Below are 17,758 nucleotides of genomic sequence, written 5' to 3' on the forward strand. Positions count from 1 at the left end.
TGGCGGTCAACAAGGGATCGTCGGATCGAGCGGCGAGGTCCCGGACGCGCTGATTGCGGACCTTTTCGCCCCCCAGTCTTGGCGGCTCAGGAACCCGCAGGACGGGCTGCGGTTGATGCCGGGCGGTCCGCGGTCAGACAAGGAGCCGAACCCATGAGAGTGGCTGAACTGATGACGCGCAATCCGCAACCGGTCTCGCCTGAGGACACCCTGCAGCACGCCGCAGCTCTCATGGAGGAGCTGAACGTCGGCGCGCTGCCGGTCTGCCGAGAAGACCGCCTAGTGGGCATGATCACTGACCGCGACATCACCGTGCGCGCCAGCGCCGCCGGGCAGCCGCCCGACGTCGCCACGGTGGCGGACGCCATGACGGAAGGCGTCCGCTACGTCTATGAAGACGACGAGCTGGAGGACGCCGAGGCGGTGATGCAGGAGGTCCAGGTTCGGCGGCTGCCGGTCATCACCCACGCGGGGCGGCTCGTGGGCATCATTTCGCTTGGGGATATCGCGACCAGCGCCGAAAGCGGCGTGCGGGAGACGCTGGAAGACATTTCGCGGCCCTCCAAGCCTGCGCACTAAGGGCTCTAGCTGGCGCCAAGCGTTGCCCTAATCCCGTCTTACCCGCGGGGGCTGAAATAGACGTCCCACATGGTGTTGCGGAACAGCGCCTTGGGATCGAGCTCCCGCTTTGAGCGGACAAACTCGTCGAGATGCGGGTAGGCGCGCTCAATTTGGTCCGCCCGAGCGTGGAGCCTGTACGGCAGATAGAAGGAGCCGCCATGCCTAAGGGCGGCGTCAATTAGCGCCTGGGTGACAGGCTTCATCCTCTGATCTGCCTGGAGCGACGCCTCCTGTGAGAAGGACATGACCGCCGCGACCCGATCCTGCGGCGCAAAGGCCAGCAGGCTCTGCGTATCGGCGGCCACGTAGCGAAGCGTCACGTTCAGCAGTTCAGCGCCGGATCGTGGGATGATGTCGCGACAATCCGCGAGGAAGGCGGCCAATCGATCGGGCGGCAGGAAGTACTCGTGAAGGATGTCCGTTCGATCCGAACGCGTGGCCGCGAGAGCGCTGACAGGCGTGCTGATTAGCGCATTGCGCGTGACGGCTCGGTGATCGAGCTGCGGAGACAGGTGCGTTTCGGCGAACCATCTGAGCTCCTTCCACGCGTCTGATCCAGTCTGCGCGCGGTAGATCCGCCTTGTCAGGTCATCCATCACGTCCACGCGACCAGGAGTCAGAGGCTCAGGCCTCCCGGCGACCTCATGATAGGTGACCATGAAGGCCTCCTGGAGGAACCGGCCCTTGCTGACAGACAGGCGTCCGTAACCCATTCGGGTGCGTGGATCGTGCAGAGCCGCCACGAACGCCGGACCAAACGTCTTGGCTGGCAGTCGCCTGAACTGCGGGACCAGTCGGACGTTGCGAACCATCTCGATTTCGAGGTCGAGGATCACTCCGAAAAGGCCGTAACCTCCCGTCGCAAGGCGGAACAGGCTCTGCTCTTCCGTTCGCGAGCAGCGGACGATCTCGCCGTCCGCCAGCATGAGGGTCGCCGCCCGGACTGTCGCACCCATCGGACCAAGCGGCGCGGCCCAGCCGTGCACGTTGACCGAGAAGGCTCCGCCCAGCGTGAAGTCGCTATTCGCCTGAGTGACTTTCGGGGCGAAGCCGATTTTGTCGAGCACGGGAATGACATCCCGCCACCTGGCGCCCGCAGAAGCCAGGTATGCGGACGTGCGGGGCTCGGGCCGACACCAGCCTCGATCGAGGGTCACCGCGGTGCTGGCCCCGGCGAGACTCTGCCCGCCCATTGAGTGACGCGCGCCCCCAATGCAGACCGGACGGCCGGCGGCCGCCGCTTCCTTTAGCTCTTTCCGCAGCATGTCTCGGAAGCCGGTCTCGTGGCTCGTCGGCCGCCAATGGCGCTGCACGACGGTTGGGTTCAGGCCGCTCGCGTCGTTGAGGACCAGACCGGGCCCCGGGGCCGCGCGGGAAATGCTTCGTCCCCCGGCCACGGGCGCCGCGGCAAGTGCGCTGAGTATTCCTCTTCGGGAGACCGGCCCTGGCATAAAAGCTCCACCTTCTGCCAACCAAGGGTGGCAGCGCCAAGGAGCTGTCAACAGGCAGTCGAACGGCGGCCGATGCGCCTCCCGCTACGCCAAGGCGCAGTTCGCGGAGAATGAGCGCGCCTGCCTCAAACCCCGCCGCGGCGGCGGCCCGCCGGAGTCCCAGGGCCGTCGAGGCCGCGCGAGAAGACGGCGATCATTTGCGCGGCGATGGCCTCGAAGTCCGTCGAGCGGCAGACGCCGCCGGAGAGCCGGTCGATGCGGCCGGTCCTCGCCCACGACAGGGAAATGGCCCCGGAGAGCATATGGTAGAACCAGTAGAGCTCTGCGTCCGTCGATCCCGGGCTCGCCTGTCTCAACAGGTCGATGAAGACCTGCACGACGTCGTCAAACGGCGTCGCTTCCGCAATCGGGATCGCCCCGGCCGGGGTGCTGTTCAGCTGCGCGATCACGGCGAGGTAGTTGAGGTAGCCTTCTCCGCCCGTCATGGCGAAATCGAACGTCGCCTGGACGTAGGTCCGCACCACGCCGGCGACGGTGACCGCGCCGCCGGCGTCCGCCGCGTAGGTCTGAAGCGCCGTGAGCCGGGCGGCGTTCACCTGCCCGGCCCGCCGTCCGATCACGGCTGAGTAGAGGCCCGCCTTCGAGGTGAAGTAGTAGTGCAGCAGGCTGGCGTCGACGTCGGCCGCCTCCGCGATGTCCTTGACGCTGACCCCGTTGAAGCCGTTGCGCGCGAACAGGGCCTCGGCCGCGTCGAGGATCCGCTCCTGAGATTCGCCGCGCCGCGCCTGATTGCTCCGTCTCGCCTGTCGAACCACCGAAGTCTCCCGTGCGCAGCCTAGCGCACAGGAGCCGCGCAGGCATCTCCTTCATCCACATCTTTATTGGTTGATCAATAAAATTCTTGACGCCCGGGCCGGACCGGGAGACCGTGGCCGCAACGACAAAGACTGGGGGGAGGCCCGGCATGACTTGTTTCAGCCATTCGAAATGGACGCTCGGCCTGATGGCCGGCGTCGCAAGCCTCGCCGCCGCCCTTCCGGCGCGGTCTCAGAGCGCAGACCCGGACGGCGCTGTGGTCGAAGAGTTGGTGGTCACGGCGCGCAGGCGGGCTGAGACGCTCAACGACGTCCCGATCTCCCTCACCGTCCAGACGGGCGAGCAGCTTGAGCAGCGGGGCGCGCCGGACATCACCTCGCTCCAGAGGGTGACGCCGAACCTGACCTTGCAGGTGTCGCGAGGCACGAACTCCACCTTGACCGCCTTCATCCGCGGAGTCGGCCAGCAGGATCCGCTCTGGGGGTTCGAGCCGGGCGTCGGCCTGTATATCGACGACGTCTATGTCGCGCGGCCGCAAGGCGCCGTCCTCGACATCTATGATGTCGAGCGCATCGAGGTCCTCCGCGGGCCGCAGGGCACGCTCTACGGGCGCAACACCATCGGCGGCGCGATCAAGTACGTCACCAAGCGCCTGGACACCTCAAAGCCGCAGCTCCGCGCCCGGGCCGCGCTGGGAAGCTACCAACAGCGCGACTTCATCCTCTCCGGGTCGCTTCCGCTCGGCCAGCGCGCGGCGGTCGGCGCGGCCATCGCCAAATACGATCGCGACGGATACGGCAAGAACCTCTTCACCGGGGCGGGCACCTACAACAAGGACGTGATCTCCGGCCGGCTGAGCCTGGAGATGCATCCGACGGAGGATCTCTTCCTCAGCCTGAGCGGCGACTACATGGAGGACGATTCCAACACCAACCACGGACACCGGGAGCGGCCGATCCCCGCCGCCCTGGCGGGCCTGGTGAACCCGCCGGCCTGCCGGGCAGTTCTGGAAAGCCGCTATGACACCTGCGCCGGTCTTGGCGACGCCAACGAGGTGATCACCAAGGGCGCGTCCCTGTTGGCGGAATGGTCGCCGGAGGGCTCGTTCACCTTCAAGTCGATCACGGCCTACCGCGAAGGCGTGACCCACGGCACGGGCATCGACTTCGACAACACGCCCGCGCGCATCCTGGACGTGGCGGTGGCGGACACCATCTACCGCGACGATCAGTTCTCCCAGGAGCTCCAGCTGCTCTACGAGGGCAAGCGCCTGCAGGGCGTCGCGGGCGTCTACTATCTCGACGCCTCCGCGAGCGGCCAGTTCGACACCATCCTCCAGGCCGCCAACCTGACCCAGGGCACCACCGGCAGCGTCGACACCAAGAGCTTCGCCGTCTTCGCCGACTTTTCCTATAGCCTCAACGAGCGCCTTTCCATTTCGGTGGGCGGCCGCTGGACCCGCGACAAGAAAAACGCCCTGGTCTTCAAGGCGAACTATCTCGGCCTCGGCAGCCCGATCACCGGCCGCGCGGCCGCCCCCTTCCAGACCCTCACCAACTACGGCGCGTCCAAGACCTTCGAGGAGTTCACCCCGCGGCTCAGCCTGACCTATGAGCTGACACCGGACGTCAACGCCTATGCGGCCTATGGCCGGGGCTTCAAGTCCGGCGGCTTCGACATGCGGGGCGACGCCACGGCCACGCCGGCCACCCGGGACGGCTACGACCCGGAGATCGTGGACTCCTATGAGGCCGGCCTGAAGGGCGCCCTTTTCGATCGCCGGCTGCGATTCACCAGCGCGGCCTTCTACACCAAGTACAAGGGCCAGCAGATCACCACCCAACGGGTGAATCCGGCGGGCACCGGCGTGGTCAGCTTCGTCGACAACGTGGGCTCCTCGACGATCTACGGCGCGGAGCTCGAGGCGCAGGCGCAGCTGACGGAACGCTTCAGCGCGAGCCTGGCGCTTGGCTACACCAAGGCGAAGTTCGACGAGTTCCTGTCCTACGTTCCGAACGCAGCGCCGCCGCCGACCTTTGTCTTGGCTGACGTCGCCGATCAAAGGCAGTTCCAGAACACGCCAAAGTGGACGGGAAACCTCAGCCTCGCCTACGAGCACCCGCTCGGCGACGCCGGCCGTCTGCAACTTCTCGGGTCGATGTCGTTCCGGTCGGACAGCTCCATGTTCGAAACGCCCTTCCCGCAAGTCGACCAGCCGGCCTACGAGCTCTACGACCTCAACCTCGTCTACACCTCCGCGGACGAGCGTTGGCGCGTCGGGCTCCACGGCCGCAACCTCACCAACAAGCGGTACCGGACCGGGGCCTACACCTTCGCGTTCGACCCGGCCGCTCCGGCGACCCTGGTCTTCGGGGACTCCGTGATCGGCTTCTACGGTCCGCCCCGCACGGTGACCCTGACGCTCGACCACCGCTTCTAGGAGAGAGGTCTTGCCGAACACGTTGATCACCCTGACCTCGCCCGACCAGCTGCGCCTGGCGGTGCGGGCGTGGCCCGGGCCTGCGCCCGGAGCGAACGTCGTCCTCTGCCTTCACGGGCTGACGCGCAACAGCCGCGATTTCGAGCGGGTCGCCGAGGACCTGGCCGGGCGCTGCCGCGTCCTGGCCCCCGACCAGCGCGGCCGAGGGCGCTCCGACTACGACCCCGATCCGGGTCGCTACGACATCGGCGCCCAGGTGCAGGACACCTGGTGGCTTCTCGACCAGCTCGGCGTCACGACCGTTGTCGTCATCGGCGTCTCGATGGGGGCCTTGATGGCGGTCGCCATGGCCAACCAGAAGCCCGAACGCATCGCCGGGATGATCCTCGACGATGCGGGACCGGACATCGACCCGCGGGGCCTAGCGCGCATCGCAGGCTATGTGGGCCAGGGCGGTCCGGCGGCCAGCTGGGCGGACGCGGCGGCCACGCTGCGGGAGGTTCACGTCGCCGCCTATCCGACCTACACGGACCACGATTGGCGGCGCATGGCCCGGGCGACCTATGTCCAGTCCCCGGACGGCCTGCGCCCCGACTACGACGCCGCCCTGGGCCGCGCGTTCGACGCCGCCAGCGGCGCCGGGCCGGACATGTGGCCGTTCTTCGACGTCTGTTCGCGGATACCGACCCTCGTCATCCGTGGAGCGCTCTCCGACATCCTCGCCCGAGAGACCGCCGACGAGATGGCGCGCCGTTTCGGCCTGGAGGTCGTGGAGGTCGCAGATCGCGGACACGCTCCCGATCTGAGCGAGCCGGAGGCCGCAGGCGCCATCCAGTCGTTCCTGACCCGGGGCGACGTGTCGGCGCGATGGACGGACCCCGCCGCGACCTCGCCGCCGGCGACCTAGAAGGTCGATCCGGAAAGCTCCGAGAACCGATAGGCTCGGTCCTGGGATTCAAACTTCAAGCCCATGGAGGTTCTCGCGTGGCTGGTTTCGAGGCGCAGGCCCTGGTCGATGTGGCCCGCAAGCGGCTGGTGAGCGATGTCGTGCGCCTGCAGGCTCGCCGCTCGCCGGCAAAGACGGCGCTGGTCTACGAAGGTCATCGCGACAGCTTCCAGGCGCTGGACCGGATGATCGACCGCGCTGCGGCCGCCCTCAGGGCGAACGGGGTACGTGAGGGCGACCGCATCGCGGTCTTCTCCCACAACAACCGCGCCTATGTGGTGCTCCGCTTCGCGATCATTCGCGCCGGCGCGATCTTCACGCCGATCAACTTCATGCTCAATGCTTCCGAGGTCGCCTATATCGTCGAGCATTCGGGCGCCTCGGCGGTGATCGCCGAGGACGCCCTGTGCGCCACCTGCGAGGCGGCGTTCGCGCTGATGGCCTCTGCGCCGCCGATCCAGGCGTTCGTGCGCCACGCCGGCGTCGCCCCGCCGCAGGGCTGGGCCGACGCCGACTCCTGGCTCGAACACCCGGACGAGACGCCGGTGGAATGTGACCGCTCCGAGGAGGATCCGGTCCAGATCATGTATACGAGCGGCACGGAGGCGCGGCCCAAGGGCGCGCTGCTCAGCTCCCGCGCCCTGCTCGCCCAGTATGTCAGCTGCATCGTCGACGGGGGCATGGAGGCAAGCGACGTCGAGCTCCACTGCCTGCCGCTCTACCACTGCGCCCAGCTGGATTGCTTCCTGACCGTCGACCTCTATCTCGGCGCGACAAGCATCCTGCTGCGCGCGCCGGACCCGGCCGCCATGCTGGAGGCGATCGAGGCCGAGCGGGTCACAAAGCTGTTCTGCCCGCCAACGGTCTGGATCGCCCTCCTGCGCCACCCCGACTTCGAGACACGGGATCTCTCCTCGCTGACCAAGGGCTACTACGGCGCCTCGATCATGCCGACGGCCATCATCGAGGAACTGCTCCAGCGCCTTCCAGGCCTTCGGCTGTGGAACTTCTACGGGCAGACCGAAATGGCGCCGATGGCCACGGTGCTGAAACCCCATGACCAGCTCCGCAAGCTGGGCTCCGCCGGCGTTCCGGCCATCAACGTCGAGACCAGGGTCGTCGATGACGACGATCGGGACGCGCCCGTCGGAAGCGTCGGCGAGATCGTCCACCGCAGCCCCCAGCTGATGCTGGGCTACTACAAGGATGAAGCCAAGACCGCCGAGGCGTTCCGCAACGGCTGGTTTCACAGCGGCGACCTCGGCCGCATGGACGAAGACGGCTACCTCTATGTGGTCGACCGCAAGAAGGACATGATCAAGACGGGCGGCGAGAACGTCGCCAGCCGCGAGATCGAGGAAGTCCTGTTCGCCCATCCCCAGGTGGCGGAAGCCGCCGTGTTCGGCGTGCCGGACGCGCGTTGGATTGAGGCGGTGACCGCCGTCGTCGTCGCCCGCTCAGGCGAAGCGATCGACCTCGAGAGCCTGGAGGCGCACTGCCGGCGATCGCTTGCAGCGTATAAGCGGCCGAAGCGGATCATCATCGTCGACGCGCTGCCGAAGAACGCCAGCGGCAAGATCCTGAAGCGGAGCCTGCGAGAAGGTTTCCTCTAAGGTCAACGGAACTCCACGAAGATCGGATTGGCGTAGAACCAGAGGTCCGACCAGGGATCCTCGCCCGCCGGGTCGGGCGTCGCCTCGAGCTCCGCCCCGTTGGTCCCGCGCACGCGCACATAGGTCGGCGTGGCGACCTTTCGCAGCACGTGGGTCATGGTCAGGACTTCCCCCGAACGTCGCCAGTCGGCGGAGGTGAACCGTCGCTCGATCCGGGCGGTCTGATTGGCGTCGGATCCGCGATCCTGCGTCGGACCGGTGATGTCGCCCCGGATCAGGTCGATGCGGTCGACGGAGGGGGTTCGCCCTCCATGGTTCGGCCCTGCCGGATCGCGGACCCGAATGGTGATCCGCACATCCGACCCCGGCGCAATCCGCAAGGTCCCGCCAATTTGCGCCGGTTCCGCCCTGGAGCCGACCACCTGCGCCGTCACGTCGACCTCCGAGACCAGATCCCCCGTCGTCACGAAGATGCGCCCGCTGCGCAGACCATCGAGGATGTCGTCGTGCGTCCGGACCGCCCGCACATAGGTCTTGGCGTATTCGCCTGGCCAGAAGTCCGAGCCGCCCTCCGTGTAGTGGCGATGCGAATCCGACGAGGAGGTGACCCACCAGCGACGCCCCTCGGCCAGCATGGAGTCCCAGAATCCCCCAAGCCGAGCGGTCATCTGGTCGAAGCCGCCCAGGGTCGGGGCGGCCCTGTAGCCGCCACGAAAGTTCGGCCGTGGGGAGCCGTCAGGCTTGAGGGCCGCGGCCTGGTGACCGGGCGAGCCCTCCATGCCGACCGCCACGTTCGGGGCCGCGTCGTTCCAGTCGCGCAGCTCTGCCGGGCGGTCCAGCCCATAGGCGCCGACGCCTGTCGCCGAGCGGGCCGGGTGGTTGGCGATGACGACGGGCGGCGCCCTCACCTCGCCCATGAACTTCAGCGCCTCGACCATATTGGCCTCGGCGTCGCGGGACGGGTCCGCCGGGTAGGCGTCGCGTTTCGAGTATCGGCTCTCGATCTCGTAGAGCACGTCGCGCTCGTCGAGCGTCCGCGGCAGGATCAGACTGGTGTGGTCGGCGCCCGGGGTGTCGAACTCCATGCCGTAGAACTGGATCAGGCCCGGCGTCTCGCGGCGGGAGCGCTCCAGCTCCGGATACGCCATGTCGCGGTTGACCTTCGAATGGTTCGGCCCTCCGTGATCCGTGGAGACCATCCAGGAGAGCCCATAGCGATGCGCCATCCGCGCGTTGATGGGGATCGGATAGATGGCGTCGCCGGCGAGCACGGGTTCTGGCGGGTTGGCGGGGTCGGCCGACGGCTTCCAGCCTACGCTGAAGCGGCTGTGGACGTGGTGATCGCCTGCCAGCCAGAGACGCTGCGCCGGATCTGCTCGGCTCGGGCTGGCCACCGCAGGCGCGGGCGCGCGGGCGGGCAGGTCGTGGGCCTGCAGCAGTCCCGGCGCAGCCCAGGCCAGGATAAGAACCATCACCTGCCGCACGCGAACAATCCCCGCCATCTTGCGCTGCGGCTTATGCGCCTTGAGCGACCGGCTCATGACGAGCGTTCCGCTGGTCTCACGAGATCGCCGGCCTGCCGCGGGCGGACCGGCGATAGGGCTGGCTGACCCTGGCGGCGATCAACCGGCCATGAACTGACCGCCGTTGAGACTCATCGTAGCGCCCGTCACATAGCCGGCCCGTTCGCCGGCCAGGTAGGAGACCACGTCGGCGATCTCCTCGCCGCGCCCGAGGCGGCCGACCGGGATCTGGTCGATGATCGATTGAAGGACGTTTTCCGGCACCGCCTGCACCATCTCGGTGTCGATGTAGCCCGGCGCGATGGCGTTCACCGTCACGCCCTTCTTGGCGTTCTCCAGGGCCAGCGCCTTGGTGAAGCCGATCATGCCCGCCTTGGCCGCGGAATAGTTGGTCTGGCCGATCTGGCCCTTCTGGCCGTTGATCGACGAGATGTTGATGATCCGGCCCCAGCCGCGCTCGCGCATGCCTTCGATCACCTGGCGCGTCATGTTGTAGACGCTGTCCATGTTGACCCGGATGACCTCGCCCCACTGTTCGGGAGTCATGCGGTGGAAGACGCCGTCACGGGTAATGCCGGCGTTGTTCACCAGCACGTCGACAGGGCCGAGCGCCGCTTCGACCTGCTCGACGGCGCGCTTGCAGTCCTCGAACACGCCGACGTTGCCCTTGACCACCATCACGCCGAGCCTGTCGGCGCAGGCGCCGGCGGCCTTCTCGTTTCCCGAGTAGCCGGCGGCGACCTTGAAGCCGTCCGCCTTCAGTCGCTCCGCGATGGCCAAGCCGATGCCACGCGTTCCACCAGTGACAAAAGCCACTCTTCCCATATCAACGTCTCCCTTAAGGCCCAGCGCGCGAGATGAGGCGCTCAGCGTCAAATTCTCTCGACGCAGACTGTGACGCCCATGGCGCCGCCGCTGTCGTCACCGACCAGTCCCCTGGCCAAGGCTGATGCTGCGAGCGAGGCGTAGCCTGGCGCCACGCCTCGCGAATGGATTCAGCGGGTCGAAGAGAAGGTCGCCGACAGCGGCTTGAGCGTTGCGCTCAAGCTGGAGCTGAACAGCTTGCTCATTTCGCTGACGTTCGTGCTGTAGGCGTCGAGGGCCTTGCGCGCGAACTGCGCTTGGAGATCGAAGGCCTCCTGCGGGGTCTTCACCTTCGCGAAGGCGCTGGCCGCGGCGAACTGATTTTCGAGGGCCGTCTTGCTGTTGCTCAGGAGATAGGTTCGGGCCTGCTCCGCGCCATGTATTGCGGCCATGGTCGCCGCCGTCACCGCGTCCAGGCTGTGCGTCGCCTTTTCCGCCGCGGTTTTGAAAGCCGACATCGCGTCGAATTCATAGCCGGCGCCAAACGATTTGCCTTCGGTTGCGTCCATTTCACGTCTTTCCATTGTTGTCGGGACAGGAGCGTTTCTCGTCCGAGCCTGATTGGACTGCGGCTCGGTTGTCGCTTGCGCAGCATGCGTTTCGGGAGGATCGGCGTGCGGCGCGATCATCTCGGCCTCGCCTGAAGAGCCCTGAACAGGCTGTTCCGGTTTCCTTGCCTTCGCTGCGGCTTTCGTCGTCTCGTCGGTCACCGGGAGCCTCCCATTGCTGCGACGCAATACCGCATTGCACACCCGAAACGGTGCGTCTGTCTGGGAGTGGACAGAACGGCGTTATGGTCGCGCTGTACGGGTTGCTGCTGGCCAAGGCCGATCCGCAAGCCCGGCGTTTGCGCAACGGCGCGCCCTTCAAGGACTGGGCGGCGCCCCGCTCGAGCTGACGATCCTTCTCCGCCCGAGCGAGCCCGAAACCGGAACAGCCTCTGGAAAAAATCTGGAAAAACCGCCAACCGCGACTGACGCAGGGGATTCCAAGTGATTGAATTTATTGGAGCGGGTGATGGGAATCGAACCCACGACATTCAGCTTGGGAAGCTGACGTTCTACCTCTGAACTACACCCGCGCTGTGCGCGCCCCAAGCACGACGGCGGCGACAGGCGGCGGACCATAGCGGCGCCGGGGGCGCGGGAAAAGGGGTCTTGCGGCGCGGGTTCACGGCCCGGATGTCGCGCTCGCCCCGCCCCGTCAGCGCGCGCCGCGCTTGTCGACCTTTGCGCCGCCGAACATCTGATCCGTCACGCCGGAGTTCAGCATGCTGTGGGGGAAGCCCAAGTCGATCTGGCTGACGGCGTTCAGGCGCGCCACCTGGTCGTCGCTGAAGCTGACCTCCAGGGCGGCGAGGTTGTCCTGCAGCTGGGCGGGCGTGCGGGCGCCGATCAACGGCGAGGTGACCGCCGGGTGCAGCAAGGTCCAGGCCAGGGCGGCTTGCGAGGGCGTGCGCTCCATCTCCTGGGCGACGGCCTTGACCACCTCGGCAATGTCGAGGCTCTTTTCGCTCAGGCGGCCGGTGGCCAGGTTGATGTCCTTGCGGCTGTTCATCCCGCCGATGGCCTCAGGCGCCTTGGCCTTGAGGTCCTCGCGGCTGTACTTGCCCGACAGCACCCCGCCGGCCAGCGGCGACCAGGGCAGGACGCCCAGGCCCATCTCCTTCGCCATCGGCAGGAGGTCACGCTCCGTCGTCCGTTCGGTGAGGTTGTAGGGGACCTGCAGGGCGACCAGCGGCGCCCAGCCGCGCAGCTCGGCGATCGCCTGCATCCGCGAGACCTGCCAGGCCGGGCTGTCGGAGACGCCGACGTAGAGGATCTTGCCGGACCGAACGAGATCGTCGAAGGCGCGCAGGATCTCGTCCACCGGGGTGCGGTCGTCCCAGACGTGCAGGTACAGAAGGTCGATGTAGTCGGTGTCCAGCCGCTTCAGGCTGGCCTCGACCGAGCGGACCATGTTCTTGCGATGGTTGCCGGCGCCGTTCGGGTCGCCCCGACGCATGGTCAGGGAGTATTTGGTCGAGAGCACGATCTGCTCGCGCTTGGCCTTGATCAGCTGGCCGGTCAGGGTCTCCGACCCGCCCTGGCCGTAGAAGTTGGCGGTGTCGACGAAGTTGCCGCCGGCCTCGACGTAGGCGTCGAAGATGGCCTGGGCCTCCTCGTCGCTCGAGCCCCAGTCCGACCCCGTGCGGAAGGTCATGGTTCCCAGCGAAAGCGGCGAGACCCGCAGGCCCGAGCGGCCCAGCAGGCGATAGTTGTCGAGCCGGTCGGCCATGGTCGTTTCCTCTCGTCTTCGTCTTGCGCCGCCCGTCAGGCCGGATCGCGGTCCTTCAGGAACCCGAGGGCGGCGAACTGCACCAGTTGCCGCGCCAGGTCCGACGTGTCCTCGCTCCGGCCCTTGAAGGTCTGGTCCATGGCGACGGCGAACATGATCCCGAACAGCGCCAGCCCGGCGAACTCCGGATCGATGGCGTCCTTTAAAAGACCGTCCAGCACCTCGCCCCTCTGTTTCAAGAGCGGGACGATCTGCTCGCGGTAAAGCGTCTTGCCCAGGGCGGCATCGGAGAACAGCGAGGCGGTCAACAACGGGAAGACCTCGATCAGCCGCTCGATGTGGATCTTGGCCGAGGCCTGGGCCAGGCTCAGCAGCTCCTCGTCGGTGTCCGCCGCCTGGTAGGCGTGGACCCGCTCATGCATTCCCTGCATCGCCGCGATCAGCGGCTCGACCACGGCGGCCTGGAACAGCGCCTCCTTGGACGCGAAATGCTCGAACAGGGTGGCCTGGTTGACCTCGGCCGCCTTGGCGATGTCACGGGTCCGGGCGCCCTGCAGGTTGGTGCGGGAGAACACCTCCTGGGCGGCCAGGATGATCTGCCGGCGTCGCTCGTCGGCGCGCAGATACTTCCGGCGCGGCCGCGGCGCAGCCTCCGGCTCGGCGTCGGCGGTGCGCGGACTGCGGGACGTCGGCATGCTCACTCCGTTCCAGGGCGCGCGATCCGCCGCCCGCAAAAATTCCAACCAGATGGTTGTAAGTCGCATCAAGACTGCTAGCCTGCAAGTCAGAAACAACCAATCACATGGTTGGATTTTGTCCTCGGCGACGGCGGCCCGGATCAGCGAGGCCTCTGCGACCGACGGAGAGCGGCGGAAGGAAACGCTGATGAACGACGCCGGCCTCGAGCGCGAGGCGCTCGCCTGGATGGACGATCCCTATGGCCACTTCGGCATGTCGACGACGAAGATCCATTCGATCTCGCCCAAGGAGGCCGAACCGGTCCTGCTCGCCGCCCTGAACCTCAGGCTGGACCAGCGCCGCCAGCAGATCCCGGTGCTGGCCAAGCTCGCCGACGCGCAAGGGATCGGGACGGTGGCGACGCTGGACGACGCAGCCCCCCTGCTGTTCACCCACGAGACCTACAAGTCCTATCCGATCTCGCTCCTCGCCAAGCAGCGGTTCGCCCAGCTCAACACATGGCTCGGCCGGCTGACGCCCTACGACGTCTCCGGCGTCGACGTCTCGGACTGCGACTCCATCGACGGCTGGCTGACCAGGCTGCAGACCGAGACCCCGCTCGACGTGGCGACCTCGTCCGGCTCGAGCGGCACGCTGTCGCTCTTCCCGAAGTCGAAGAAGGACTACGCCTTCGCGGTCACCGGCCTGCGCGTCCAGCTCGGCCAGAAATTCGGCGTCGAGCCGACCGACGACGAGATCCACGGCAAGATCCACGCGCTGACGCCGATGTACCGCGACGGCCACTCCTCGGCCGGGCGCTTCGCCCAGTACCTGCTGAGCGTCTTCTGCCAGGGCGACGAGGCCTACCTGCACACCGCCCTGCCGTTCAAAGTCTCCAGCGACCTGATGTGGCTGGCCGCGCGGATCCGGGCGGCGGTCGCCAAGGGCGACGCGACCAAGGTCGACGTGCCGGACAACCTGCTGGCCCGCCGCGGCGAATGGGAGACGCTGCAGAGGGACCTGCCCTCGATCCAATCGGTCTTCATCCGCCGAGAGGTTCAGGCGCTGCGCGGCCAGCGGATCTTCGCCATGGGCACCACGGCGATGTTCTACGCCATCGCCAAACAGGGCCTGGCGGAGGGCGTCCGCGGCGCCTTTGCGCCCGGCAGCGTGCTGATGGGCGGCGGCGGCGCCAAGGGCATGGTCCTGCCGGACGACGCCGAACAGACCATCAAGGACTTCTTCGGCATCGACTGGATGCAGTCGGCCTACGGCATGACCGAGCTGAACGCCTTCTCGGTGCTGTGCGAGGCGGAGCGCTATCACCTGGCCCCCTGGGTCGCCCCCTTCATCCTCGACGGCGAGACCGGCCAGCCGCTGCCGCGCGAAGGCGTCCAGACCGGCCGCGCCGCCTTCTTCGACGTGACCCACGACGGAACCTGGGGCGGCGTGGTCACCGGCGACCAGGTGACGGCGCATTACGACGCCTGCCTGTGCGGCCGCAGGAGCCTGTCCTTCGCCAAGAAGATCCAGCGCTTCAGCGAGGCTGCCGGCGGCGACGACAAGATCACCTGCGCCGCCACGCCGAGCGCCCAGAACAAGGCCCTGGACTTCCTCAACGCGCTCGAGGGCTGAAGCGCGGAAAAATTCCGCTCGTCCCGGCGAAAGCCGGGACCCAAGCTGAGGCTCAGATCTCCACACGCCCGCTCGTCCCAGCAGATCCAGGCGGCGCCTCAGATGGCCGCGAGGGGACCCTTTCCAAGCGTCAGCTTGGGTCCCGGCTTCCGCCGGGATGAGCGGTGAAAAATTTACAAGGACCACCCCATGGGCAAACCCATTTCCTACGCCGTCATCCGCGGCCAGGTGATCGACAGCGACCTCATCGAGTTCGGCGGCCGCGGCGGCGGGATCACCTTCCTCGCGCCCGATCCGGCGAAGCTCGTCGACCGGCTGCCGCTCGGCAGCCCGAGCAGGATGGAAGATCTCTACCAGCTGAGCTTCGAGGAGATCCTCGACTACCTGGAAGAGCTCGGCAAACGGCTCGACTTCAAGACCAACGCCTACATGCAGGAGGCCTGCGAGCTGAGCTACGCCACCTCGCCGGCGACGCCGCCGATCGTGCGGGCCTTCTACGACCACATGCCGGCGATGTTCGATCGCGAGCGCATCCGGCGGACCTGCGACTTCAACATCGGAATCCCCTACCTGGAAGGCTGGGTGGAGACGCCGATGAACGGCTCGATGGTCGCCATCCGGGCCTACGGCGCGCGCGCCCTGCACATCGTCGCCGGCAACGGGCCGGTGCTGGGCGCGCTGACCCTGCTGCGCGGGGCGGTGACCCGCGGCGACACCATCATCAAGGTCCCGTCGAACGACCCCTTCACCACCGGCGCCATCGCCCGCACCATGGTCGACTTCGCCCCCGACCACCCGATCACCAGACACCTGTCCGTCGCCTACTGGCGCGGCGGCGACGAGGCGATCGAGAAGCGCCTGTATCAGCCGCACAACGTCGAGAAGATCGTCGCCTGGGGCGGCCTGGCCTCGGTCAAGCACGTCACCCAATACATCCAGCCGGGCCTCGAACTGATGTCGCTGGACCCCAAGCGCAGCGCCAGCATCGTCGGCGAAGGAGCCCTCCAGAGCGAAGCTCTGATCGCGGAAACGGCGAAGCGCATCGCCGCCGACGTCGGCGCCGGCAACCAGACCGCCTGCGCCAGCTGCCGGGTCGTCTACGTCATGTGCGGGACCGACGCGGCGGGCGTCGAGACGCTGAAGGCGCTGGGCAAACTGACCTACGAGGCCATGCTGCGCCTGCCCCAGGACCTCAGCACCAGGCCCAAGGCCTACGACCCGCAGCTCAAGGCCAATGTCGACGCCCTGCGGCTCAACGACGACTGGTACACGGTGGTGGGCGGCCAGCAGGGCGAAGGCGCGGTGATCGTCTCGCACACGGCCGAGCCGGTCAGCTTCTGGGAATATCTGGCCGACCGCACGGTCAACCTGATCCCGGTGGACACGCTGGACGAGGTGCTGGGCGCGGTCGACGCCTACACCCAGACCGTCGGCGTCTTCCCCGACGACCTGATGCCGGAGATCCGCCACAAGGCCGCCCTGTACGGCGGCCAGCGGTTCGTCTCCCTGGGCTACGCCTTCAACGGCCCCGGCCTGGTCGGCCCGCAGGACGGCGTCGAGCCGCTGCGCCGGATGTGCAAATGGATCATCTCCGAACGCCCCCTCCCCGGCGTGAAGCCGGTCTGGGAGATGGCCGAGGGCGACGCGGCGCTGGTGGCTTAGAGCCGCCCCCGGCGGCCAGAGGGTCGAAGCGGCCCCCGCCGCTCCGACCGCTCCAAGCCACCCCCAAAGTATTGCGGCGCCTGCGGCAGCACCCTTGCGAAAGCCAGCCGAAGCCCGTCCCCCGACAGGCAAGGCCAGCGCCTCTACGCAAGCGGCGCTGCTACTCGCCCCATACCTTGAAATGCTTGGATAGCTTGAGACCTTGTCTTTGGTAATGCGACCCTAAGTCGCCATAGAGCCGCGTCGGCCGCGCGGTCAGCGGCTCGTAGACCAGCCGCGCCACAGTCTGGCCATCTTCCAAAATGAACGGCGTCTCGTGGCTGCGCACCTCGAGCACGCCGCGCGAGCCCTTGCCGTGCGCCTCGTCGGTGCCGAAGCCGGGGTCGAAGAAGCCCGCGTAGTGGACGCGGAATTCGCCCACCGAGGGATCGATCGGCGTCATCTCGGCCGCCTCCAGCACCGGGATCTCCACCGCCTCCTTGGAGGCCAGGATGTAGAACTCGCCGGGGTCGAGCAGCAGCTCGCCGTTCTGCGGGATCAGGGGCTCCCAGAACTGGTGCGGATCGTGGCCGTCCTCCTTGTCGAGGTCGACGACGGGTGCGTGGCGGCGCGCGCGGAAGCCGGCGATGCCGTTGGAGAGGTCGACGCCGACGCTCTCGATCCTGAGCTTCGGCGGCGCGCCCCGCTTCAGGCGCAGCTGGTTGAGGCGGGTGCCGCGCCGCACCAGCACCGAGAAGGTCTGCGGCGCGATCTCGATATAGGTCGGGCCGTGATAGCCCTCGGCCACATCGTCGAAGGCGGGACCGGCGTCGGACAAAAGCCGCACGAAGACGTCGACGCGGCCGGTGGAGCTTTTCGGATTGGCCCTCGCGGAGATTCCCGGCGGCAGGGCCAGGCTCTCCTGCAGCTCGGCGATGTAGACGCAGCCACGCTCCAGCACTGCGCCCTTGGTCAGGTCGAGCTCGTGCATGGCGACCTGGGCGATGCGCTGGGCCACCGTGCGGCCGCGTCCCGGCAGGAAGGAGGCCCGCACCCGCCAACAGCGGGCGCCCAGCCGCAGATCGAGGCTCGCCGGCTGCACCTGGTCGGCGTCGAACGGGCTTTCGGAGGTGATGAAGCCCTTGGCGATCAGATCGTCGAGGGACTGGCAGGGCAGAATGCCGGGCGGCTGGCTCATGGACGGCGCAGCCTTAAGGCGCCCGCCGAGTCTTGCAAGACCATGCCGTCAAGAT

14 protein-coding genes and 1 tRNA gene are annotated in these 17,758 nt (G+C 67.5%); 6 read left to right on the top strand and 9 right to left on the bottom strand.

Features of this window, described 5'->3' with window-relative positions; genetic code table 11:
* Positions 1-153: 153 nt before the first annotated feature.
* Positions 154-579 (top strand): CBS domain-containing protein, encoded by a 426-nt coding sequence (locus tag ACSQ2B_RS13825; RefSeq protein ID WP_436050649.1) that lies wholly within the window; start codon positions 154-156, stop codon positions 577-579.
* 38 nt (positions 580-617) lie between these two features.
* Here ACSQ2B_RS13825 and ACSQ2B_RS13830 read toward each other — a convergent pair whose 3' ends face one another.
* Both ACSQ2B_RS13830 and ACSQ2B_RS13835 read right to left on the bottom strand, forming a co-directional pair.
* Entirely contained in the window at positions 618-1,886 is a 1,269-nt protein-coding gene (locus ACSQ2B_RS13830; protein ID WP_436050651.1) for an FAD-binding protein, read from the bottom strand.
* A gap of 311 nt (positions 1,887-2,197) precedes the next feature.
* Entirely contained in the window at positions 2,198-2,887 is a 690-nt protein-coding gene (locus tag ACSQ2B_RS13835; RefSeq protein WP_436050652.1) for a TetR family transcriptional regulator, read from the bottom strand.
* A gap of 149 nt (positions 2,888-3,036) precedes the next feature.
* Between ACSQ2B_RS13835 and ACSQ2B_RS13840 the strand changes: the two genes are divergently transcribed.
* The 3 genes from ACSQ2B_RS13840 (at position 3,037) to ACSQ2B_RS13850 (ending at position 7,887) form a co-directional block, all read left to right on the top strand.
* Positions 3,037-5,328 (top strand): TonB-dependent receptor, encoded by a 2,292-nt coding sequence (locus ACSQ2B_RS13840; RefSeq protein WP_436050653.1) that lies wholly within the window; start codon positions 3,037-3,039, stop codon positions 5,326-5,328.
* 10 nt (positions 5,329-5,338) lie between these two features.
* Positions 5,339-6,235 carry an alpha/beta fold hydrolase gene (locus tag ACSQ2B_RS13845; RefSeq protein ID WP_436050654.1) on the top strand — a complete coding sequence of 299 codons (897 nt, stop codon included), beginning with the start codon at positions 5,339-5,341 and terminating at the stop codon, positions 6,233-6,235.
* A gap of 77 nt (positions 6,236-6,312) precedes the next feature.
* Complete coding sequence (locus tag ACSQ2B_RS13850) at positions 6,313-7,887, top strand: fatty acyl-CoA synthetase (protein WP_436050656.1); 1,575 nt, start codon at positions 6,313-6,315, stop codon at positions 7,885-7,887.
* Positions 7,888-7,889: 2 nt separating this feature from the next.
* Here the strand turns inward: ACSQ2B_RS13850 and ACSQ2B_RS13855 are convergent, their stop codons facing one another.
* From ACSQ2B_RS13855 to ACSQ2B_RS13880, 6 genes are all read right to left on the bottom strand, one after another.
* The gene (locus ACSQ2B_RS13855) at positions 7,890-9,428 is read right to left on the bottom strand and encodes a phosphoesterase (RefSeq protein WP_436050657.1); all 1,539 of its coding nucleotides are present in this window, start codon (positions 9,426-9,428) and stop codon (positions 7,890-7,892) included.
* 81 nt (positions 9,429-9,509) lie between these two features.
* Complete coding sequence (locus ACSQ2B_RS13860; RefSeq protein ID WP_436050659.1) at positions 9,510-10,235, bottom strand: beta-ketoacyl-ACP reductase; 726 nt, start codon at positions 10,233-10,235, stop codon at positions 9,510-9,512.
* A gap of 170 nt (positions 10,236-10,405) precedes the next feature.
* Positions 10,406-10,984: a phasin family protein gene (locus ACSQ2B_RS13865; RefSeq protein ID WP_436050660.1), complete on the bottom strand. Its 579-nt coding sequence runs from the start codon at positions 10,982-10,984 to the stop codon at positions 10,406-10,408.
* Between the two features lie 296 nt (positions 10,985-11,280).
* Positions 11,281-11,355: transfer RNA gene (locus ACSQ2B_RS13870), tRNA-Gly, on the bottom strand.
* 122 nt (positions 11,356-11,477) lie between these two features.
* Positions 11,478-12,551 (bottom strand): aldo/keto reductase, encoded by a 1,074-nt coding sequence (locus ACSQ2B_RS13875; protein ID WP_436050661.1) that lies wholly within the window; start codon positions 12,549-12,551, stop codon positions 11,478-11,480.
* A 35-nt stretch (positions 12,552-12,586) separates the two neighbouring features.
* Positions 12,587-13,246, bottom strand: coding sequence for a TetR/AcrR family transcriptional regulator (locus ACSQ2B_RS13880; RefSeq protein ID WP_436050663.1), 660 nt, complete (start codon positions 13,244-13,246; stop codon positions 12,587-12,589).
* Between the two features lie 190 nt (positions 13,247-13,436).
* Here ACSQ2B_RS13880 and ACSQ2B_RS13885 point away from each other — a divergent pair, with 190 nt between their 5' ends.
* Both ACSQ2B_RS13885 and ACSQ2B_RS13890 read left to right on the top strand, forming a co-directional pair.
* Positions 13,437-14,864 (top strand): hypothetical protein, encoded by a 1,428-nt coding sequence (locus ACSQ2B_RS13885; protein WP_436050665.1) that lies wholly within the window; start codon positions 13,437-13,439, stop codon positions 14,862-14,864.
* A 189-nt stretch (positions 14,865-15,053) separates the two neighbouring features.
* On the top strand, positions 15,054-16,526 hold the full coding sequence (locus tag ACSQ2B_RS13890) for an acyl-CoA reductase (protein WP_436050667.1): 1,473 nt from the start codon (positions 15,054-15,056) through the stop codon (positions 16,524-16,526).
* Between the two features lie 160 nt (positions 16,527-16,686).
* Here the strand turns inward: ACSQ2B_RS13890 and ACSQ2B_RS13895 are convergent, their stop codons facing one another.
* The gene (locus ACSQ2B_RS13895) at positions 16,687-17,703 is read right to left on the bottom strand and encodes a 2'-deoxycytidine 5'-triphosphate deaminase (protein ID WP_436050669.1); all 1,017 of its coding nucleotides are present in this window, start codon (positions 17,701-17,703) and stop codon (positions 16,687-16,689) included.
* Between the last annotated feature and the right edge of the window lie 55 nt (positions 17,704-17,758).

The organism is Phenylobacterium sp. LjRoot225 (genome assembly GCF_964252855.1).
GTDB lineage: Bacteria > Pseudomonadota > Alphaproteobacteria > Caulobacterales > Caulobacteraceae > Phenylobacterium.